This window comes from Pseudomonas sp. RA_105y_Pfl2_P56, from assembly GCF_963970845.1.
Lineage (GTDB): Bacteria > Pseudomonadota > Gammaproteobacteria > Pseudomonadales > Pseudomonadaceae > Aquipseudomonas > Aquipseudomonas baetica_A.
This window is the reverse complement of the sequence record NZ_CAXAPL010000002.1, coordinates 37602-52816: the sequence shown is the minus strand read 5'-3', so window position 1 is coordinate 52816 and position 15215 is coordinate 37602. Positions and strand designations below refer to the sequence as shown.

The following is a 15215-nucleotide window of genomic DNA, read 5'->3' as shown; positions in this document are numbered from 1 at the left end:
TTCAACACTGTCGAATTCTTCCTCTGCACTGCGATCCTCTGTGGGGCGCGATCTTTGTCTGTCAGGTAAGGAGGCGCACTTCCTGTAACTGCCCCAACCGGCTCCGCGTGCGGGCCAGGTCAATGGCATTGCCGCCCAGACGCTCAAACAGCGGCAGTTGACCGAGCAGGGTCAAGCATTTGTCCTGATCGTAGAGCACGTCGATCAGATTGATGAAACGCTGTTGCGCGGCGATCGAGCATTCAGCCAGTGCCGGTAAATCATCAATGACCCAGTGGTCGAAACGCCGGCAAAGCTCCAGATAATCCATCACCGCCGTCGGCTGTTCGCACAGGTCCTTGAAGGTAAAACCGACCCGCCGACCTTCACACAACCGTGCCTGAATTTGCCGCGTGCCGACCGCTAGGGCAAGCGCTGGAGCATCGTGTGGTGGCAGGTTCAGGACGTGGCGCTGAGCAGGCGTGGCCGGCCATACGTAGTGACCTTGCGTGAACAATTGATGCGCCTGGTTGCGCGCCTGGCTTCGGTAATCGTGCGGCCCGCCGACTTCCATGACCTGCATGCGTGAGTTGATCAGTTCGATGACGGGTTTGAAGCGAGCGTGATAGAGCGGGTTGGGCAGCAAGCCCTCAGGCGGATAGTTCGAGGTCACCAGGAGCACGATCGCGCGCTGGAACAACGCCTTGAACAACCGGTTGATCAGCATCGCGTCACCGATGTCATGCACATGAAACTCGTCGAAACACAGCACCCGGCAGTCTTGCAGCAGATCATCGAGCGTGAGGGCGAGGGCATCGTCCTGTTCACGATGACGGAACATGCCTTGATGCAATTGCGCAAAGAACTCATGGAAATGCAGGCGTCGTTTTTGCTTGATCGGCAGCGCCTGGAAAAAGCCATCCAGCAACCAGCTCTTGCCGCGTCCAACGGCGCCGTACAGATACAGACTCGGCGGGGTAGGGGCTTTTGCGCCGAACAGCAGACTGGCCTGCTGCGCCAGACAATCGATGACGCGCTGCTGGCTGTGGCTGAGGGTGTAACCCTGGCTGTGGGCCTTGTGCCGGAAGTAGTCGCGGATCGACTGGGCGCTGGCGTCATGGCCAGCACTGGCGGGCAGGCGTTTGCCGAACCAGCGGCGTAACGCTGACCAGCGCTGGATCAATCGCGTTCGTTTTGGCGGTCGGGCGGGCACTTTGTGGTGACTCCGTGTTCGTCAAACCGGCTCCCCGGAGCGCGGCGGCGTAGTGTAACCACACGCAGAGCACGCCTTCTACTGCAGCCGGTCGAGAGTAGGCGTTCATTGAACACAAATGTGCGTCAGGGCCCGCTGTATGGGTCGTGTCCGCACCCACAGTGTTATGTCGCGTTTCACAATGGCAGGGACTGCTTGAGCAGTGGGGCGACCGGCGTATCAACCGGGCTGACCATCGCATAGTTATACCCGTGCCCGGACCAGTATTCGGCCTGCAGATCCCCGTCGCTGCGGCTGCCACGCGGCAGAAAGGTATTTTTCGGTCCCGGCGGTCGCACATAAAAGCTGACTTTGTGCCCACCCCCATCCTCATACATCACCATCGCCGCCGGGCCTTCGTCGGTGCTGAGCAACCGTCCGCTGACCGGTTCGAACCCGGCAGCCTTGAGATCCGGCAAGCGACTCGCCTGCGTGAAATAACGGTCGAGCCAGCGCTGCATGTCGCCGTTACTGTCGACCTTGTAATCGGCCGGGAGCATTCCCTGCTGGGCAATCAAGCGATAGGCCTGCAAGGCGTCGGTCATCGGTAATACCGAGGTGCGCACGAGGGTCATTTCCCGCGCTTGCCAACCACTGAAACCACCCACACTGACGGCGATCAGCAACACGGCGGCGCTGGCCAGGTGTCGACGTGACTGACGTATGCGGCGCTGGCGAATCGTTGCCGGGTCAAGCGCCGGATTGGCCGGCCGCTGCAACGCGCCCCCCAGTGCCGCACGTAATTGCTGGGCGTCACGTTGCCAGGCGCGAACCTGCGCGGCTTGGTCTGGGTGATTCGCCAGCCAGGTGTCAAGCACCCGGCGGTCGGCGTCGCTGAGTTGGTGGTCGACGTAGGCGTGCAGGTCATGCTCGCTGGGAGGCAGGCTGATCATTTGAGTATCCGCAAAGAAGGGCTGCTGATTTCGCCGTCGCTGAGTTGGCGCAAGGCTTGGCGGGCGCGGGAAAGGCGCGACATCACGGTGCCGATCGGGGCGCCAAGGATCTCGGCGACCTCCTTATAGGAAAGGCCTTCAACCGAGACCATCAGCAGTAGCGCGCGCTGTTCGGTGGGCAATCTATCAAAGGCTTGCAGTGTCGACCGGGCGATGACGGTGCGCTCCGCCGAAGGTTCGGCATCGTCGCGCCCGGTGAAAAATTCGAGCATCCGCGCATAGCGTCGGGAACGGCGATGAGCATCGAGAAATTGTCGGTAGAGGATCGCAAACAGCCAGGCGCGCAGATCACCGTCGACGCGTTTGCCGCCCCAACTCGACAAGGCCCGCTCCAGGCTTGCCTGCACCAGATCGTCGGCGCTGCTGCTATTGCGCGTCAACGACACGGCAAAACGCCGCAATCCGGGAATGATTTCTCTCAATTGCTCGTCGAATTCGCTCATGAAATTCTGCTGGTCACTACGCTGTGGACTAGGGAGACGTCCACCGTCGAAGGTTATTCCACGTTCGGAAAAATAAATACCGGACTGTGGAATAAATCCCGACGGGGTGCGTCTTGCTGACTCTTCCTACTTGTGGCCGATGGTCCCGGAGTTATTCATGGTTGATCGCACTTCACCCTCAGGCGGGCCGCAGCGCCCGCCACTGAGTGCCGCGAACGTGGTACTGCGTCTGGGCGGCATTGCCGCGGTAGTCGCTGCAGTGGCCGGGGCGTTTGCCTATGTTCACGGCACCTTTGACCCACAACGTCTGACGCCCAAGGCGCTGGTCGATGTGCTGGAGAAAAACAACGGCGTGCATCCCGGATTCCGCCGCAATCATGCCAAAGGTGTGTGCGTGATCGGGCATTTCGAGAGCAGTGGCGAGGCACGGGTGTTCTCGGCTGCGCAAGTGTTCAACGAACCGCGCACCCCGGTGGTGGGGCGGTTTGCGTTGCCGGCGGGTAATCCCTATGCCCCGGACAGCAGCGTGCCGATTCGCAGTCTGGCGCTGCGCTTCACCCAGGCCAATGGTCAGCAGTGGCGCACCGGGATGAACAGCATGCCGGTGTTCCCGGTGGGCACGCCTGAGGCGTTCTATCAGTTGCTGCAGGCGCAGTCGCCGGATCCGGCCACAGGCAAACCTGACCCAGGCAAGGTGCCGGCGTTCTTCGCCGCGCACCCGGAAACTGTGCCGTTTCTGACCTGGGTGAAGACCGCCAAGCCATCGGCCAGTTACGCCACCGAAACCTATAACAGTGTCAATGCGTTCTATCTGGTGGACGCCAGCGGGAAGCGGCAAGCCGTGCGCTGGAGCATGACGCCATTGGCTAAAGACGCGGCGGGTGACAGCGCACCTGAGGGCGCTGACTTTCTGGAAAAGGATCTGGTGCAACGGCTTGCCGCTGCGCCGCTGCGTTTTCAGTTGAATATCACGTTGGCTAACGCCGGTGACCCGGTGAACGACGCCAGCAAGGCCTGGCCCGAAGGGCGCAAGGTTGTGAACGCCGGCACCCTGGTGCTGGAAAAGACTCAGCCGCAACTGAGCGGTGAGTGCCGCGACATCAATTACGACCCGTTGGTGTTGCCAGCCGGGATTCAAGGCTCCGACGACCCGTTGCTCGCGGCCCGTTCCGCCGGTTACGCCAATTCCTATCGGCGTCGCACCCGCGAAGTCAGCCAGTTGCCCGCCGCCAAACAGGAGACTCGTCCATGAGCGCTCAACCGACTCATTTCGCGCTGTTGGCGCGACTGCTGCATTGGCTGATGGCGCTGATGATCATCGCGATGCTGTTTATTGGCGCCGGCATGGTCACCTCGGTCTCCGAACGGCATGAATGGCTGATCCACCTGCACAAGCCCTTGGGCATTGCGATTCTGCTGCTGGTGATCGTGCGTCTGCTGGTACGTTTCTCCACACGCCAGCCGCCGCTGCCGGTGGATCTGCCGGGCTGGCAGGTGATGGCTGCGAAGGCCTCGCATCTGTTGCTTTATGCGTTGATGCTGGTGCTGCCGCTGCTCGGTTGGGCGATGATCAGCGCCTCGGGCGAGCCGGTGATGCTCAGTGCATCGCTGCAGTTGCCGTCGATTGTCCCGGCCGATGCGCAGTTGTTTGCGTTGCTGCGCAGCGCTCATGGTTATCTGGCTTATCTGCTGTTTCTGACGGTGCTGGTGCACTTGGCGGCGGCGCTGTTCCATGGCTGGGTGCGCCGTGACGACGTGCTGGACAGCATGTTGCGCGGTCGCAATCGCGGTTAGCTGACCGCAATGGCGCATTGTGACGATGCGCCATTTTCCGGGACAGCCTCCGTTCCTTTGACCAGGCAAGGGAAGGGATCAGCGCAGTGTGTCGACCATGTCGGCAATGGTCGTCAGCACGTCTTTGCCTAATTGACTGGAGCGTTTGCCCGACCAGCCGGTTTGCGCGTTCGGCGCGTCGTCGTGATCCTTGAACGGCATTTCCAGGGTCAGTGACAGGCAATCGTACTTCTGGCCAACGCTGTTGCACGCCAGGGTCATGTTGGCTTGGCCCGGTTCGTCACGGGTGTAGCCGTATTTGGTCTGGAAGTCTTTGGTGGTGTGTTTCAGATGGCTGCGAAAATGTTCTTCGAGTTTCTCCAGCCGCGGCGTATACCCCGGATTACCTTCGCAGCCAGCGGTGAAGACATGAGGGATTTCCTCATCGCCGTGTACGTCGAGAAACAGATCGACGCCGTATTTTTCCATCTGCTGCTGCACGAAAAGGACTTCAGGGCTGATTTCCTGGCTGGCGCTTTGCCAGGCACGGTTCAAGTCTTGCCCCATGGCGTTGGTGCGCAGATGCCCATGGAAGGCGCCGTCCGGGTTCATGTTGGGCACCAGGTACAGATCGGCACTGGCGAGCAGTTTATTCAGCACCGGATCGTCGTGTCTTTCCAGGCGTTCGATCACCCCTTCCATGAACCACTCAGCCATGTGCTCGCCCGGGTGTTGCTGGGCGATGATCCAGATTTTGCGCTGACCTTGCGCGCCGCTGCCTTTGCGCAGTAACTGAATATCGCGGCCCTCGACACTTTTACCTGTCGCCAGCAACTCGGCGCCGGCCTTGATCAGCGCTTGTTCGATCAGCCAGTCGTGACGGCCGCGGCTATAGGGTTCGAAATAGGCGAACCAGGCGTGAGTCTGGGTGGCTTCCAGGCAGAAACGCAGGCAGTCGCCTTCGAAAATGGTGGGTACGCGGAACCAGTTGACGTGATCGTAGGAGGCTACGGCCTGATAACCATCCCAGGCTTTGTTGTACGAAGATTGACTGGCGTTGTTGAGGCGAAACCAGTGTTCCTGACCGACGTGAAGACCGCTGGCCTTGAAGTGGAACCACTGAAAGTGGGCGCTTCGGGTGTCCGGGCGGATGGCCAGAACCGGATTGAGCGGATTGCTGATGTCGATGACTTGAATATTGCCGGTATCGAAGTTGGCACTGATGTCGAACGAAGATTTGGCCACGGTCATAATCGATTCCTGAGTATGATTTTTATGGTGGCTACTTTACACGCAAGACAGAGATGAAACCGAGGGGAAATGCGGGGTCGTGGCGGGGGCGTCCTCCATGACGCTCATGCAGCTTAGAGGCTATGCGATTGATTCTCAAGCGCTAATTGCTATTAGTTTTCCCCAATGTGGCTGGGCTTCGCTTGCCAAGCGATATTCTTTTGATACTATCGGCGTCATTGAATTTGCAGCACTTAACGACTTCATTAGCCTGAAGCCATAAGCCCGAAAAACGGGTAAAAAAAGACCCGGCAAAAAGCCGGGTCAAAAACCGTGATTAGCCTGATGAGGAGATAGTCCAGAAGACCGACCTAAGGTCTCTGGTCCATCGACTGATCTCGCGATCAGTTGCTTGCAATAATAATCATTATCATTTGCAAGTCAAATGTTTTTATCTGTGCGATTGGAAAACTCTTTCCCGCACGATCGTCCCCCGTTCCTCAGACTTCATCGCCATCGAGCGAGTGGTCAACCATCGCCCGCGCCATATCCACCATATGAACCACTGAAAACGCCAGGTCGCGATTCGCGCCTTGCAGGTTTTCCGCAGCCTTGAAAGCAGTGGCGGCCGCGCAGCGCAACAGATCGGAGGCGTGCACCAAGGCTTCTTCGCCACTGAGATGCTGTTTGACATCGAAAAAACGCTCATCGACCTCGGGTTCTGACACAGCTGGTTTCAAGTAATAATCCAAGGCTCGCTGCGCCGCGGCGTTGCCTTGTGGTGAAGTAAACGTGGTGTCCATCTGCAGATCGGGCAAGTCTTTGCTGCTGATATTCATGATGAAAGGCCGCTCCTTGTTCGATTGATAATCCGTGCCTTCAGAATAGTACGATGCGTAGTTGTGACCACATTTTTAATACTACAATATGTGTTTTGTTGGCCGGAGGTGTCCGAGTAAGGTGCCGCACATGGATAAATGGATTGAGTTGGTCAAGGCCAAGATGAGTGAGCTCAAAATCACTCAAACAGAGCTCGGAGAGCGCGTCGGCATGTCCCAGGGGGGCATCGGTCATTGGCTGAACAAACGTCGCGAACCCGGTATCACGCAGATGAACCGCGTGCTGCAAGCGCTCGGCATGGATTTCCTTGAAGTGGTGCTGGTGATTCGTGAGCCGCAGGTGACGCCGGATGACGAGATGCCGCTGGCGCAGAAGTACAACCCGTACTTTCGTTACCCGGTCAGCGACTGGCAGACACCCTGCGAGGTGCGCGAGAACGGATCCGCCTATGCCCCGGCGTCAGCCAGGCAGCGGTTCGCACTCACGGATTATCATGCCCGTGGTGCGGCGTTCTGGCTGACGGTGGCAGGGAATTCGATGACCGCTCCCAGCGGTCAGAGTATTGCCGAAGGCATGCTTATTCTGGTGGATCCAGAGGTCGAGGCCGTGCCTGGTAAGCTGGTGATTGCCCAGTGGGCGGGCAGCGATGAAGCGATTTTTCGCAAGCTCGACGAAGAGGGCGGCCAGCGTTATCTGGTGCCGCTCAATCCGACCTGGCCCAAGGCCCTGTTTACCGATGAATGTCGAATCATCGGCGTCGTGGTACAGGCTACGGCGCGTTTCTAGTCAGATCGATCCTCGCCAGGCGCAGGATCGATCCTTCACTCACGCTTCTTCCAGTTCAACCAAAGCGCTGCCTTCGCCGACCATTTCGCCTTCCTGGCAATACAGCGCTTTGATCACCCCGGCATGTGGTGCGCGGATGCTGTGTTCCATCTTCATGGCTTCCAGCACCACCAGTTGCGCACCGGCCTCGACCTTCTGCCCGGGCTCGACCAATACCCGTACGATGCTGCCGTTCATTGGCGCAGTCAGACCGCCCTGATGAGTGTGACTGGCTTCGGCCGCACTGATCGGATCGTACGCCTCGATACGCCGCAACTCGCCATCCCAGCGCAGATACAGCGAATCTCCCTGACGAATAGCGCGCAACGTGCGACGTACGTTCTCTTGCTCAACCACCAGCGTCTCGCCCGTTAGTGTGGCGTTGCCACCTGAACTCAGCGTCAGCGCTCGATCCTGGCCCTCACAGCTCAAGTGCAGGGTGAATTCCTTCGGCAGGCCGGTGCGCAATCCGCTGTTAAGCGACCACGGCGAAGAAGGATCGTCCGCCCGCATAACGCCCGGCAGACTCTGCGCGAACGCCTGCGCCGCTGCATCCCAGAAAGCATCGCTCAACTCGCCCGGCGGCGGCAGTAGCTGCTCCTGATAACGCGGAATAAACCCGGTATCCAGTTCTGCTGCCGCAAACGCCGGGTGAGCGATGATGCGTCGCAGGAAGTTGATGTTGGTTTTCAACCCGCCAATGGCGAATTCGTCGAGCATGCACAACAAACGCAGGCGCGCCTGTTCACGATCCTCGCCCCAGGCGATCAACTTGCCGAGCATCGGGTCATAGAACGGCGAAATTTCATCACCTTCTTCAACGCCACTGTCGACTCTGCGCCCCGGCCCCTCAGCCGATTCGCGATACAGCTGCAAGCGGCCAGTCGCCGGCAGAAAATCATTTGCAGGGTCTTCGGCGTACAACCTGACCTCAATCGCATGGCCGTCAAGCGGCACTTGATCCTGCGTGATCGGCAGCGTTTCACCACGGGCCACGCGGATCTGCCAGGCCACCAGATCAAGACCGGTAATCGCCTCGGTCACCGGGTGCTCAACCTGCAGCCGGGTGTTCATCTCCATGAAGAAGAATTCGCCGCGTGCGTCGAGCAAAAACTCCACCGTCCCCGCGCCGACGTAACCGATGGCCTGTGCCGAACGCACCGCCGCTTCACCCATGGCCTTGCGCAGTTGCGGCGACAGGCCCGGTGCCGGGGCCTCTTCGACCACTTTCTGATGGCGGCGTTGAATCGAGCAGTCACGCTCATTGAGGTACAGGCAATGGCCGTGCTGATCGGCAAACACCTGGATTTCCACATGACGGGGTTTGAGCAGGTATTTCTCTACCAGCATCCGCGAGTCGCCGAATGACGACTGCGCCTCACGCTGAGCGGAGGCGAGGGCTTCAGCCAGTTGACTGACGTCCTCAACCACTTTCATGCCTTTGCCGCCACCACCGGCCGTGGCCTTGAGCAACACCGGGTAACCGATGCGTTCGCAGGCGTCACGGAAGGTGTCGATATCCTGTGCTTCGCCGTGATAACCCGGCACCAGCGGTACACCAGCGGTTTCCATCAGCGCTTTGGCGGCTGATTTGCTGCCCATGGCGTCGATGGCGGACGCGGGTGGGCCAAGAAATATCAGGCCCGCCGCCTCGATAGCGCGGGCGAACCCGGCGTTTTCGGAAAGAAAACCATAACCCGGATGAATCGCTTGAGCGCCGCAGGCCTTGGCCGCCGCGATCAGTTTGTCGATTTGCAGATAACTGTCAGCCGCTTTGCTGCCACCGAGATCAACACGGATATCCGCTTCTCGGCTGTGCCGCGCTTCACGGTCGGTAGCGCTGTGCACCGCGACAGTGGTCAGGCCCAAGGCTTTGGCGGTGCGCATGACCCGGCAAGCGATTTCGCCACGGTTGGCCACCAGCAGGGTGGTGAGAACAGGTGCGCTCATCAACGCGGCTCCTTGGTGGTGGTTGCGGCTTGCCAGTTCGGCGGACGTTTTTGCAGAAAGGCACGCAAGCCTTCCTGGCCTTCGGGGCTGACGCGGATACGCGCGATGGCGTTTTCGGTGTAGCGGCGCAGGGCCGGGGTCAGTGAGCCGTTGCCGACTTCGCGCAGCAGATCTTTACTGGCGCGCAGCGCAGCGGGGCTGTTGAGCAGCAGCTTGTCGATCCATTGCTCAACCTGTTGCTCCAGCTCAACGGCCGCATAGCTCTCGGACAATAAACCGAGTTCTCGCGCTCGCTGGCCGCCAAAACGCTCGGCGGTCAGGGCATAACGACGTGCTGCGCGTTGACCGATGGCTTGCACCACGAACGGACTGATCACCGCCGGCGCCAGACCGATGCGTACTTCCGACAGGCAGAACTGCGCATCATCGGCGCCGATGGCCATGTCGCAGCAACTGATCAGGCCCAATGCGCCACCGAACGCTGCGCCTTGCACCACGGCTAGCGTCGGGATTTTCAGTTTGGCGAGGTTGTACATCAGCTCAGCCAGCTCGCGCGCGTCGTCCAGGTTGGTGTGGTAGTCGAGTTCGGCCGATTGCTGCATCCAGGCCAGATCGGCGCCGGCGCTGAAGTGCCGGCCACGGCCGCGCAGCAGCAGGAAGCGCAGGCTGGTATCGCTGGCAACCTTGTCGAGGGCCAGGATCAGTTCGCGGATCATCTGGGCATTGAAGGCGTTGTTCTTTTCTGCACGGTTGAGCCACAGCGTCGCGAAACCCCGTGGGTCACTGTGCAGTTCGAGGGTGTTGAAATCGCTCATATTCGTCCATCTCCACGGTCCTTGTGGGAGCGGGCGTGCTTGCGAAAGCGTCTATTGAGTCACATCCATAGTGGATGTGCCGCCGTCTTCGCGAGCAAACCTGCGCCCACAAAACATCACATCCGGAACACGCCAAAGCGGCTCGGTTCGATAGGCGCGTTCAGTGACGCGGACAAGGCCAGGGCCAGCACATCGCGGGTCTGCGCCGGGTCGATGACGCCGTCGTCCCACAGGCGTGCACTGGAGTAGTACGGGTGACCCTGCTCTTCGTACTGGTCGAGGATCGGCTGCTTGATCTCGGCTTCCTGTTCCGCACTGAAGGCCTGGCCGCTGCGTTCGGCCTGTTCACGCTTGACCTGCACCAGCACGCCTGCTGCCTGTTCGGCGCCCATCACGCCAATCCGCGCATTCGGCCACATCCACAGGAAGAGCGGATCGTAGGCCCGGCCGCACATGCCGTAGTTACCGGCGCCGAAGCTGCCGCCGATGATCACGGTGAATTTCGGCACCTTTGCACACGCCACGGCGGTGACCAGTTTTGCGCCGTGCTTGGCGATGCCGCCCGCCTCGTATTTCTGACCGACCATGAAGCCCGTGATGTTTTGTAAAAACAGCAGTGGAATACCGCGCTGGCAGGCCAGTTCGATGAAGTGCGCGCCTTTTTGCGCGGCTTCGGCGAAGAGGATGCCGTTGTTGGCGAGAATCGCGATCGGATACCCGTGCAGATGTGCGAAACCGCACACCAGCGTGGTGCCGAACAGCGCCTTGAATTCATCGAACACCGAACCGTCGACCAACCGCGCAATCACTTCGCGCACATCGAACGGTTGCTTGGCGTCCGCCGAAACCACGCCATACAACTCGTCGCTGGCGTACAGCGGAGCAATCGGCGTGCGCTGCTGCACTTCGCCGAGTTTGCGCCAGTTGAGGTTGGCGACGCTGCGGCGGGCAAGGGCGAGGGCGTGTTCGTCGCTCTCGGCGTAATGGTCGGCGACCCCGGAAATCTTGCAGTGCACATCGGCACCGCCCAGCTCTTCGGCGCTGACCACTTCACCGGTCGCGGCTTTCACCAGCGGCGGGCCGGCGAGGAAAATCGTCGCCTGATTGCGCACCATGATCGCTTCATCGGCCATCGCCGGCACATACGCGCCGCCCGCCGTGCACGACCCCATCACCACGGCAATCTGCGCAATGCCCATCGCGCTCATGTTGGCCTGGTTGAAGAAAATCCTCCCGAAGTGCTCGCGATCCGGGAACACCTCGTCCTGACGCGGCAGGTTGGCGCCGCCCGAGTCCACCAGGTAAATGCACGGTAGCCGGTTCTGCTGGGCGATGGTCTGGGCCCGCAGGTGTTTCTTCACCGTCAGCGGGTAGTACGAGCCACCTTTTACGGTCGCATCGTTGGCGACGATCATGCATTCGACGCCTTCCACGCGGCCGATCCCGGCAATCACCCCGGCGGCTGGCACGTCCTCACCATAAACGGCGTAAGCCGCGAGTGGGCTGATTTCCAGAAACGGCGAGCCCGGATCGAGCAAGCGGTTGATCCGCTCACGCGGCAGCAGTTTGCCGCGTGAGGTGTGACGCTCCTGAGCTTTCGCGCCGCCGCCCTGGGCCACTTGGGCGAGCAGGGTGTGCAGGGCGTCGACTTGTTTGAGCATCGCTGCGCTGTTGGCGGCGAATTCCGCTGAACGAGGATTGAGCTGAGTGTGCAGGGTAGCCATGGTCAGCTCCGTTTAGCGGGTTTCGTTGAACAGTTCGCGACCGATCAGCATGCGACGGATCTCACTGGTGCCTGCGCCGATTTCGTACAGCTTGGCGTCACGCAGCAGGCGGCCAGCCGGGAATTCGTTGATGTAACCGTTGCCGCCAAGAATCTGGATCGCGTCGAGGGCCATTTGCGTGGCGCGCTCGGCGGTGTAGAGGATCACCCCGGCGGCGTCCTTGCGCGTGGTTTCACCGCGTTCGCAAGCCTGAGCCACTGCATAGAGGTAGGCACGGCTGGCGTTCAGTTGGGTGTACATGTCGGCGACTTTGCCCTGGATCAGCTGGAATTCGCCGATGCTCTGGCCGAACTGCTTGCGGTCGTGGATGTACGGCACGATCAGGTCCATGCACGACTGCATGATCCCGGTCGGGCCGCCGGACAGTACGACGCGTTCGTAATCGAGGCCGCTCATCAGGACTTTCACGCCGCCGTTGAGGGCGCCGAGGATATTGTCTTCCGGCACTTCGACGTCATCGAAAAACAGCTCGCAAGTGTTGGAGCCGCGCATGCCGAGCTTGTCGAACTTGTTGCTGCGGCTGAAGCCTTTCCAGTCACGCTCGACGATGAACGCGGTGATGCCGTGCGGGCCTTTTTCCAGATCGGTCTTGGCGTAGATCACGTAGGTGTTGGCGTCGGGGCCGTTGGTGATCCAGGTTTTGCTGCCGTTGAGGACGAAGCGGTCGCCGCGTTTGTCGGCGCGCAGCTTCATCGAAACCACGTCGGAGCCGGCATTCGGCTCGCTCATCGCCAAAGCACCGACGTGCTCGCCGCTGATCAGCTTGGGCAGGTATTTGATTTTCTGTTCGTGGTTGCCGTTGCGGTTGATCTGGTTGACGCAGAGGTTGGAATGCGCACCGTAGGACAGCGCCACCGAGGCCGAGCCGCGGCTGATTTCTTCCATCGCGACCACATGCGCCAGATAACCCAGGCCTGCACCGCCGTATTCTTCCGGCACGGTGATGCCGAGCAGGCCCATGTCACCGAACTTGCGCCACATGTCGGCCGGGAACAGGTTGTCGTGATCGATCTGCGCAGCACGCGGGGCGATCTGATCGGCGACAAAGGACTGAACCTGATCGCGCAGCATGTCGATGGTTTCACCGAGGGCGAAGTTCAGGGATGGGTAGCTCATGGGTCACCTTTTGGCTTTTTTGTAGGGTGGGGAGGGCGGTCGGCTCTCACCTTTACGTTAACGTAAGCCTGCGATGAATGACTGTCAATCACCCTTTACGTTAACGTCAACTTGAGCGAGAGTAGGAGTCGTTCAAGATCGAAAACGGATTGTCTTTTGTGGGGCGGGCTTGCTCGCGAAGGCGGTGGTTCAGTCGCCATATTGGTTGAATGACACACTGCCTTCGCGAGCAAGCCCGCTCCCATCAAAAATAGAACTCCGGTAAACCCACTAATAAAGACAATAGGGGTCATCATGGATCAACCCAGTGCAAACCCGCAGCGCAGCTACACTCGCGGCTCCCAGGAGCAAGCTTTGCTGGCGATGACCATCGGTCAGCAGTTCGACCAGACTGTGGCGCAATACCCGGACGGCGAGGCGCTGGTGGTGCGTCATGAGCAGTTGCGCTATTCCTGGCGGCAACTGGGGGAGGCCGTGGATCTGCATGCCAGGGCCTTGCTCGCATTGGGATTGCAGACGGGTGACCGCCTCGGTATCTGGGCGCCGAATGGCGCGCAGTGGTGCATCACGCAAATCGCCACGGCAAAAATCGGTGTGATCCTGGTCAACATAAACCCGGCCTACCGCAGCTCCGAACTTGAATACGTATTGAAGCAATCCGGCTGCCAATGGCTGGTCTGCGCCGGGTCGTTCAAGTCCTCCAACTACCACGCCATGGTGCAGGGGCTGGCGCCGGAACTGGCCGAGCAATCGATCGGCCAGTTGCGCAGCGAGCGCCTGCCGGATTTGCGCGGAGTGATCAGTCTCGATGCGCAGCCCCCTTCAGGTTTTCTGCCGTGGTCGCAACTGGCCGATCTGGCAGCCAGTGTCCCCCTGGAGCAATTACGCGACCGCAGCAACAGCCTGCACTTGGATCAACCCATCAACATCCAGTACACCTCCGGCACCACCGGTTTTCCCAAGGGCGCGACCCTCAGTCACTACAACATCCTCAATAACGGTTACATGGTCGGCGAAAGTATTGGCCTGACGCCCCTTGATCGGCTGGTGATTCCGGTGCCGCTGTACCACTGTTTCGGCATGGTCATGGGCAACCTGGGCTGCATCACCCACGCCAGTACGATGATTTACCCCAGTGACGCCTTTGATCCGCTATTGACCCTGCAAACCGTCGCCGAAGAGAAAGCCACCGGGCTGTACGGCGTGCCAACCATGTTTATTGCCATGCTCGATCAACCGCAGCGCGCCGGGTTCGACCTGTCGAGCCTGCGCACCGGGATCATGGCTGGCGCCACGTGTCCGATTGAAATCATGCGTCGGGTGATCAACGAAATGCACATGAGCGAAGTGCAAATCGCTTATGGCATGACCGAAACCAGCCCGGTATCGCTGCAAACCGGTCCAGATGACGAACTGGAACTGCGCGTGACCACCGTCGGCCGCACCCAGCCGCAACTGGAAAGCAAGATCATCGATGAGGCTGGCAACCTCGTACCCCGAGGCACCATCGGCGAACTCTGCACTCGCGGTTACAGCGTAATGCTCGGTTACTGGGGCAACCCGCAAGCCACGGCCGAGGCCATCGATGACGCGGGCTGGATGCACACTGGCGATCTGGCGAGCATGAATGACGAGGGTTACGTGAACATCGCCGGGCGTAACAAGGACATGATCATCCGGGGTGGCGAAAACGTTTATCCGCGCGAGCTGGAAGAATTTTTCTTCACCCATCCAGCAGTGGCGGACGTGCAGGTAATCGGCATTCCCTGTTCGCGTTACGGGGAAGAGATCGTCGCCTGGATCAAATTCCATCCCGGTCACAGCGCTTCGCAGCTGGAACTGCAAACCTGGTGCAAGGAGCGCATCGCGCACTTCAAGACGCCGCGGCACTTCAAGTTCGTGGAGGAGTTTCCAATGACGGTGACCGGCAAGGTCCAGAAATTCAGGATGCGCGAGATCAGTATCGAGGAGTTGAGAGAAAAGCAGGCCTGAAAACATTCAACGGTGGGGGCAGGATTGCACGCGATAGCGCAGTGTCAGAAACATAGGTGTCGACGGAACCTGCGCCTTCGCGAGCACGCCTGCTCCCACAAAAGGTCGGTTGTGAAACAAGAATGGCAGAAAGCACAAAGGGGAGCCGAGGCTCCCCTTTAATTTTGTCGTCGCGTGCTCTTTTTATTATTGAGGCTCGGTCTGTTGTTGTTTTTAGCAACCGTGGCCTTCTACCGCTTTTTTGGCGACCCCCATCCGGGGTC

General features: G+C 59.9%; 14 protein-coding genes. 5 read left to right on the top strand and 9 right to left on the bottom strand.

Features of this window, described 5'->3' with window-relative positions; all coding sequences use genetic code 11:
• Nucleotides 1-61: 61 nt before the first annotated feature.
• The 3 genes from zapE to AACY11_RS01995 all read right to left on the bottom strand — a co-directional run bounded on the left by zapE (nucleotide 62) and on the right by AACY11_RS01995 (nucleotide 2627).
• Entirely contained in the window at nucleotides 62-1192 is a 1131-nt protein-coding gene (zapE, locus tag AACY11_RS02005; RefSeq protein WP_339493747.1) for a cell division protein ZapE, read from the bottom strand.
• 176 nt (nucleotides 1193-1368) lie between these two features.
• Entirely contained in the window at nucleotides 1369-2124 is a 756-nt protein-coding gene (locus AACY11_RS02000; RefSeq protein WP_339431978.1) for an anti-sigma factor family protein, read from the bottom strand.
• The gene (locus tag AACY11_RS01995) at nucleotides 2121-2627 is read right to left on the bottom strand and encodes a sigma-70 family RNA polymerase sigma factor (RefSeq protein ID WP_339431979.1); all 507 of its coding nucleotides are present in this window, start codon (nucleotides 2625-2627) and stop codon (nucleotides 2121-2123) included. Before AACY11_RS01995 ends, AACY11_RS02000 begins: the two co-directional genes overlap by 4 nt.
• Nucleotides 2628-2784: 157 nt before the next feature.
• On the opposite strand from AACY11_RS01995, the gene AACY11_RS01990 reads away from it, so the two are divergent.
• Entirely contained in the window at nucleotides 2785-3879 is a 1095-nt protein-coding gene (locus AACY11_RS01990; RefSeq protein ID WP_339493746.1) for a catalase family peroxidase, read from the top strand.
• Nucleotides 3876-4421: a cytochrome b gene (locus AACY11_RS01985; RefSeq protein ID WP_339466316.1), complete on the top strand. Its 546-nt coding sequence runs from the start codon at nucleotides 3876-3878 to the stop codon at nucleotides 4419-4421. The genes AACY11_RS01990 and AACY11_RS01985 overlap by 4 nt, the downstream gene beginning before the upstream one ends.
• Nucleotides 4422-4499: 78 nt before the next feature.
• Here AACY11_RS01985 and AACY11_RS01980 read toward each other — a convergent pair whose 3' ends face one another.
• Nucleotides 4500-5651: a M14 family metallopeptidase gene (locus AACY11_RS01980; protein ID WP_339493745.1), complete on the bottom strand. Its 1152-nt coding sequence runs from the start codon at nucleotides 5649-5651 to the stop codon at nucleotides 4500-4502.
• Nucleotides 5652-5748: 97 nt separating this feature from the next.
• On the opposite strand from AACY11_RS01980, the gene AACY11_RS01975 reads away from it, so the two are divergent.
• Complete coding sequence (locus AACY11_RS01975; protein ID WP_339466314.1) at nucleotides 5749-5913, top strand: hypothetical protein; 165 nt, start codon at nucleotides 5749-5751, stop codon at nucleotides 5911-5913.
• Between the two features lie 217 nt (nucleotides 5914-6130).
• On the opposite strand, the gene AACY11_RS01970 is transcribed toward AACY11_RS01975, so the two are convergent.
• Nucleotides 6131-6469, bottom strand: a complete 339-nt coding sequence (locus tag AACY11_RS01970) for a DUF6124 family protein (protein WP_339431984.1) — start codon at nucleotides 6467-6469, stop codon at nucleotides 6131-6133.
• A 130-nt stretch (nucleotides 6470-6599) separates the two neighbouring features.
• Between AACY11_RS01970 and AACY11_RS01965 the strand changes: the two genes are divergently transcribed.
• Nucleotides 6600-7256: a LexA family protein gene (locus AACY11_RS01965; RefSeq protein WP_339466311.1), complete on the top strand. Its 657-nt coding sequence runs from the start codon at nucleotides 6600-6602 to the stop codon at nucleotides 7254-7256.
• A 39-nt stretch (nucleotides 7257-7295) separates the two neighbouring features.
• On the opposite strand, the gene AACY11_RS01960 is transcribed toward AACY11_RS01965, so the two are convergent.
• The 4 genes from AACY11_RS01960 to AACY11_RS01945 form a co-directional block, all read right to left on the bottom strand.
• Entirely contained in the window at nucleotides 7296-9245 is a 1950-nt protein-coding gene (locus AACY11_RS01960; protein ID WP_339493744.1) for an acetyl/propionyl/methylcrotonyl-CoA carboxylase subunit alpha, read from the bottom strand.
• A complete protein-coding gene (locus tag AACY11_RS01955; RefSeq protein WP_339431987.1) occupies nucleotides 9245-10060 on the bottom strand; it encodes a gamma-carboxygeranoyl-CoA hydratase in 816 nt (271 codons plus the stop codon). The genes AACY11_RS01960 and AACY11_RS01955 overlap by 1 nt, the downstream gene beginning before the upstream one ends.
• Before the next feature lie 116 nt (nucleotides 10061-10176).
• Nucleotides 10177-11784, bottom strand: a complete 1608-nt coding sequence (locus tag AACY11_RS01950) for a carboxyl transferase domain-containing protein (RefSeq protein WP_339493742.1) — start codon at nucleotides 11782-11784, stop codon at nucleotides 10177-10179.
• 12 nt (nucleotides 11785-11796) lie between these two features.
• Nucleotides 11797-12960 (bottom strand): isovaleryl-CoA dehydrogenase, encoded by a 1164-nt coding sequence (locus AACY11_RS01945; RefSeq protein ID WP_339431988.1) that lies wholly within the window; start codon nucleotides 12958-12960, stop codon nucleotides 11797-11799.
• A 294-nt stretch (nucleotides 12961-13254) separates the two neighbouring features.
• Here AACY11_RS01945 and AACY11_RS01940 point away from each other — a divergent pair, with 294 nt between their 5' ends.
• Nucleotides 13255-14952, top strand: a complete 1698-nt coding sequence (locus tag AACY11_RS01940) for an AMP-binding protein (protein WP_339493741.1) — start codon at nucleotides 13255-13257, stop codon at nucleotides 14950-14952.
• The last annotated feature ends 263 nt before the right edge of the window (nucleotides 14953-15215 follow it).

What these genes read in the sequence shown, in the direction of transcription:
- AACY11_RS02000 (WP_339431978.1), bottom strand. Translation starts at nt 2,124, where the DNA reads ATGATCAGCCTGCCTCCCAGCGAGCATGACCTGCACGCCTACGTCGAC.
- AACY11_RS01995 (WP_339431979.1), bottom strand. Translation starts at nt 2,627, where the DNA reads ATGAGCGAATTCGACGAGCAATTGAGAGAAATCATTCCCGGATTGCGG.
- AACY11_RS01990 (WP_339493746.1), top strand. Translation starts at nt 2,785, where the DNA reads ATGGTTGATCGCACTTCACCCTCAGGCGGGCCGCAGCGCCCGCCACTG.
- AACY11_RS01985 (WP_339466316.1), top strand. Translation starts at nt 3,876, where the DNA reads ATGAGCGCTCAACCGACTCATTTCGCGCTGTTGGCGCGACTGCTGCAT.
- AACY11_RS01980 (WP_339493745.1), bottom strand. Translation starts at nt 5,651, where the DNA reads ATGACCGTGGCCAAATCTTCGTTCGACATCAGTGCCAACTTCGATACC.
- AACY11_RS01975 (WP_339466314.1), top strand. Translation starts at nt 5,749, where the DNA reads ATGACGCTCATGCAGCTTAGAGGCTATGCGATTGATTCTCAAGCGCTA.
- AACY11_RS01970 (WP_339431984.1), bottom strand. Translation starts at nt 6,469, where the DNA reads ATGAATATCAGCAGCAAAGACTTGCCCGATCTGCAGATGGACACCACG.
- AACY11_RS01965 (WP_339466311.1), top strand. Translation starts at nt 6,600, where the DNA reads ATGGATAAATGGATTGAGTTGGTCAAGGCCAAGATGAGTGAGCTCAAA.
- AACY11_RS01960 (WP_339493744.1), bottom strand. Translation starts at nt 9,245, where the DNA reads ATGAGCGCACCTGTTCTCACCACCCTGCTGGTGGCCAACCGTGGCGAA.
- AACY11_RS01955 (WP_339431987.1), bottom strand. Translation starts at nt 10,060, where the DNA reads ATGAGCGATTTCAACACCCTCGAACTGCACAGTGACCCACGGGGTTTC.
- AACY11_RS01950 (WP_339493742.1), bottom strand. Translation starts at nt 11,784, where the DNA reads ATGGCTACCCTGCACACTCAGCTCAATCCTCGTTCAGCGGAATTCGCC.
- AACY11_RS01945 (WP_339431988.1), bottom strand. Translation starts at nt 12,960, where the DNA reads ATGAGCTACCCATCCCTGAACTTCGCCCTCGGTGAAACCATCGACATG.
- AACY11_RS01940 (WP_339493741.1), top strand. Translation starts at nt 13,255, where the DNA reads ATGGATCAACCCAGTGCAAACCCGCAGCGCAGCTACACTCGCGGCTCC.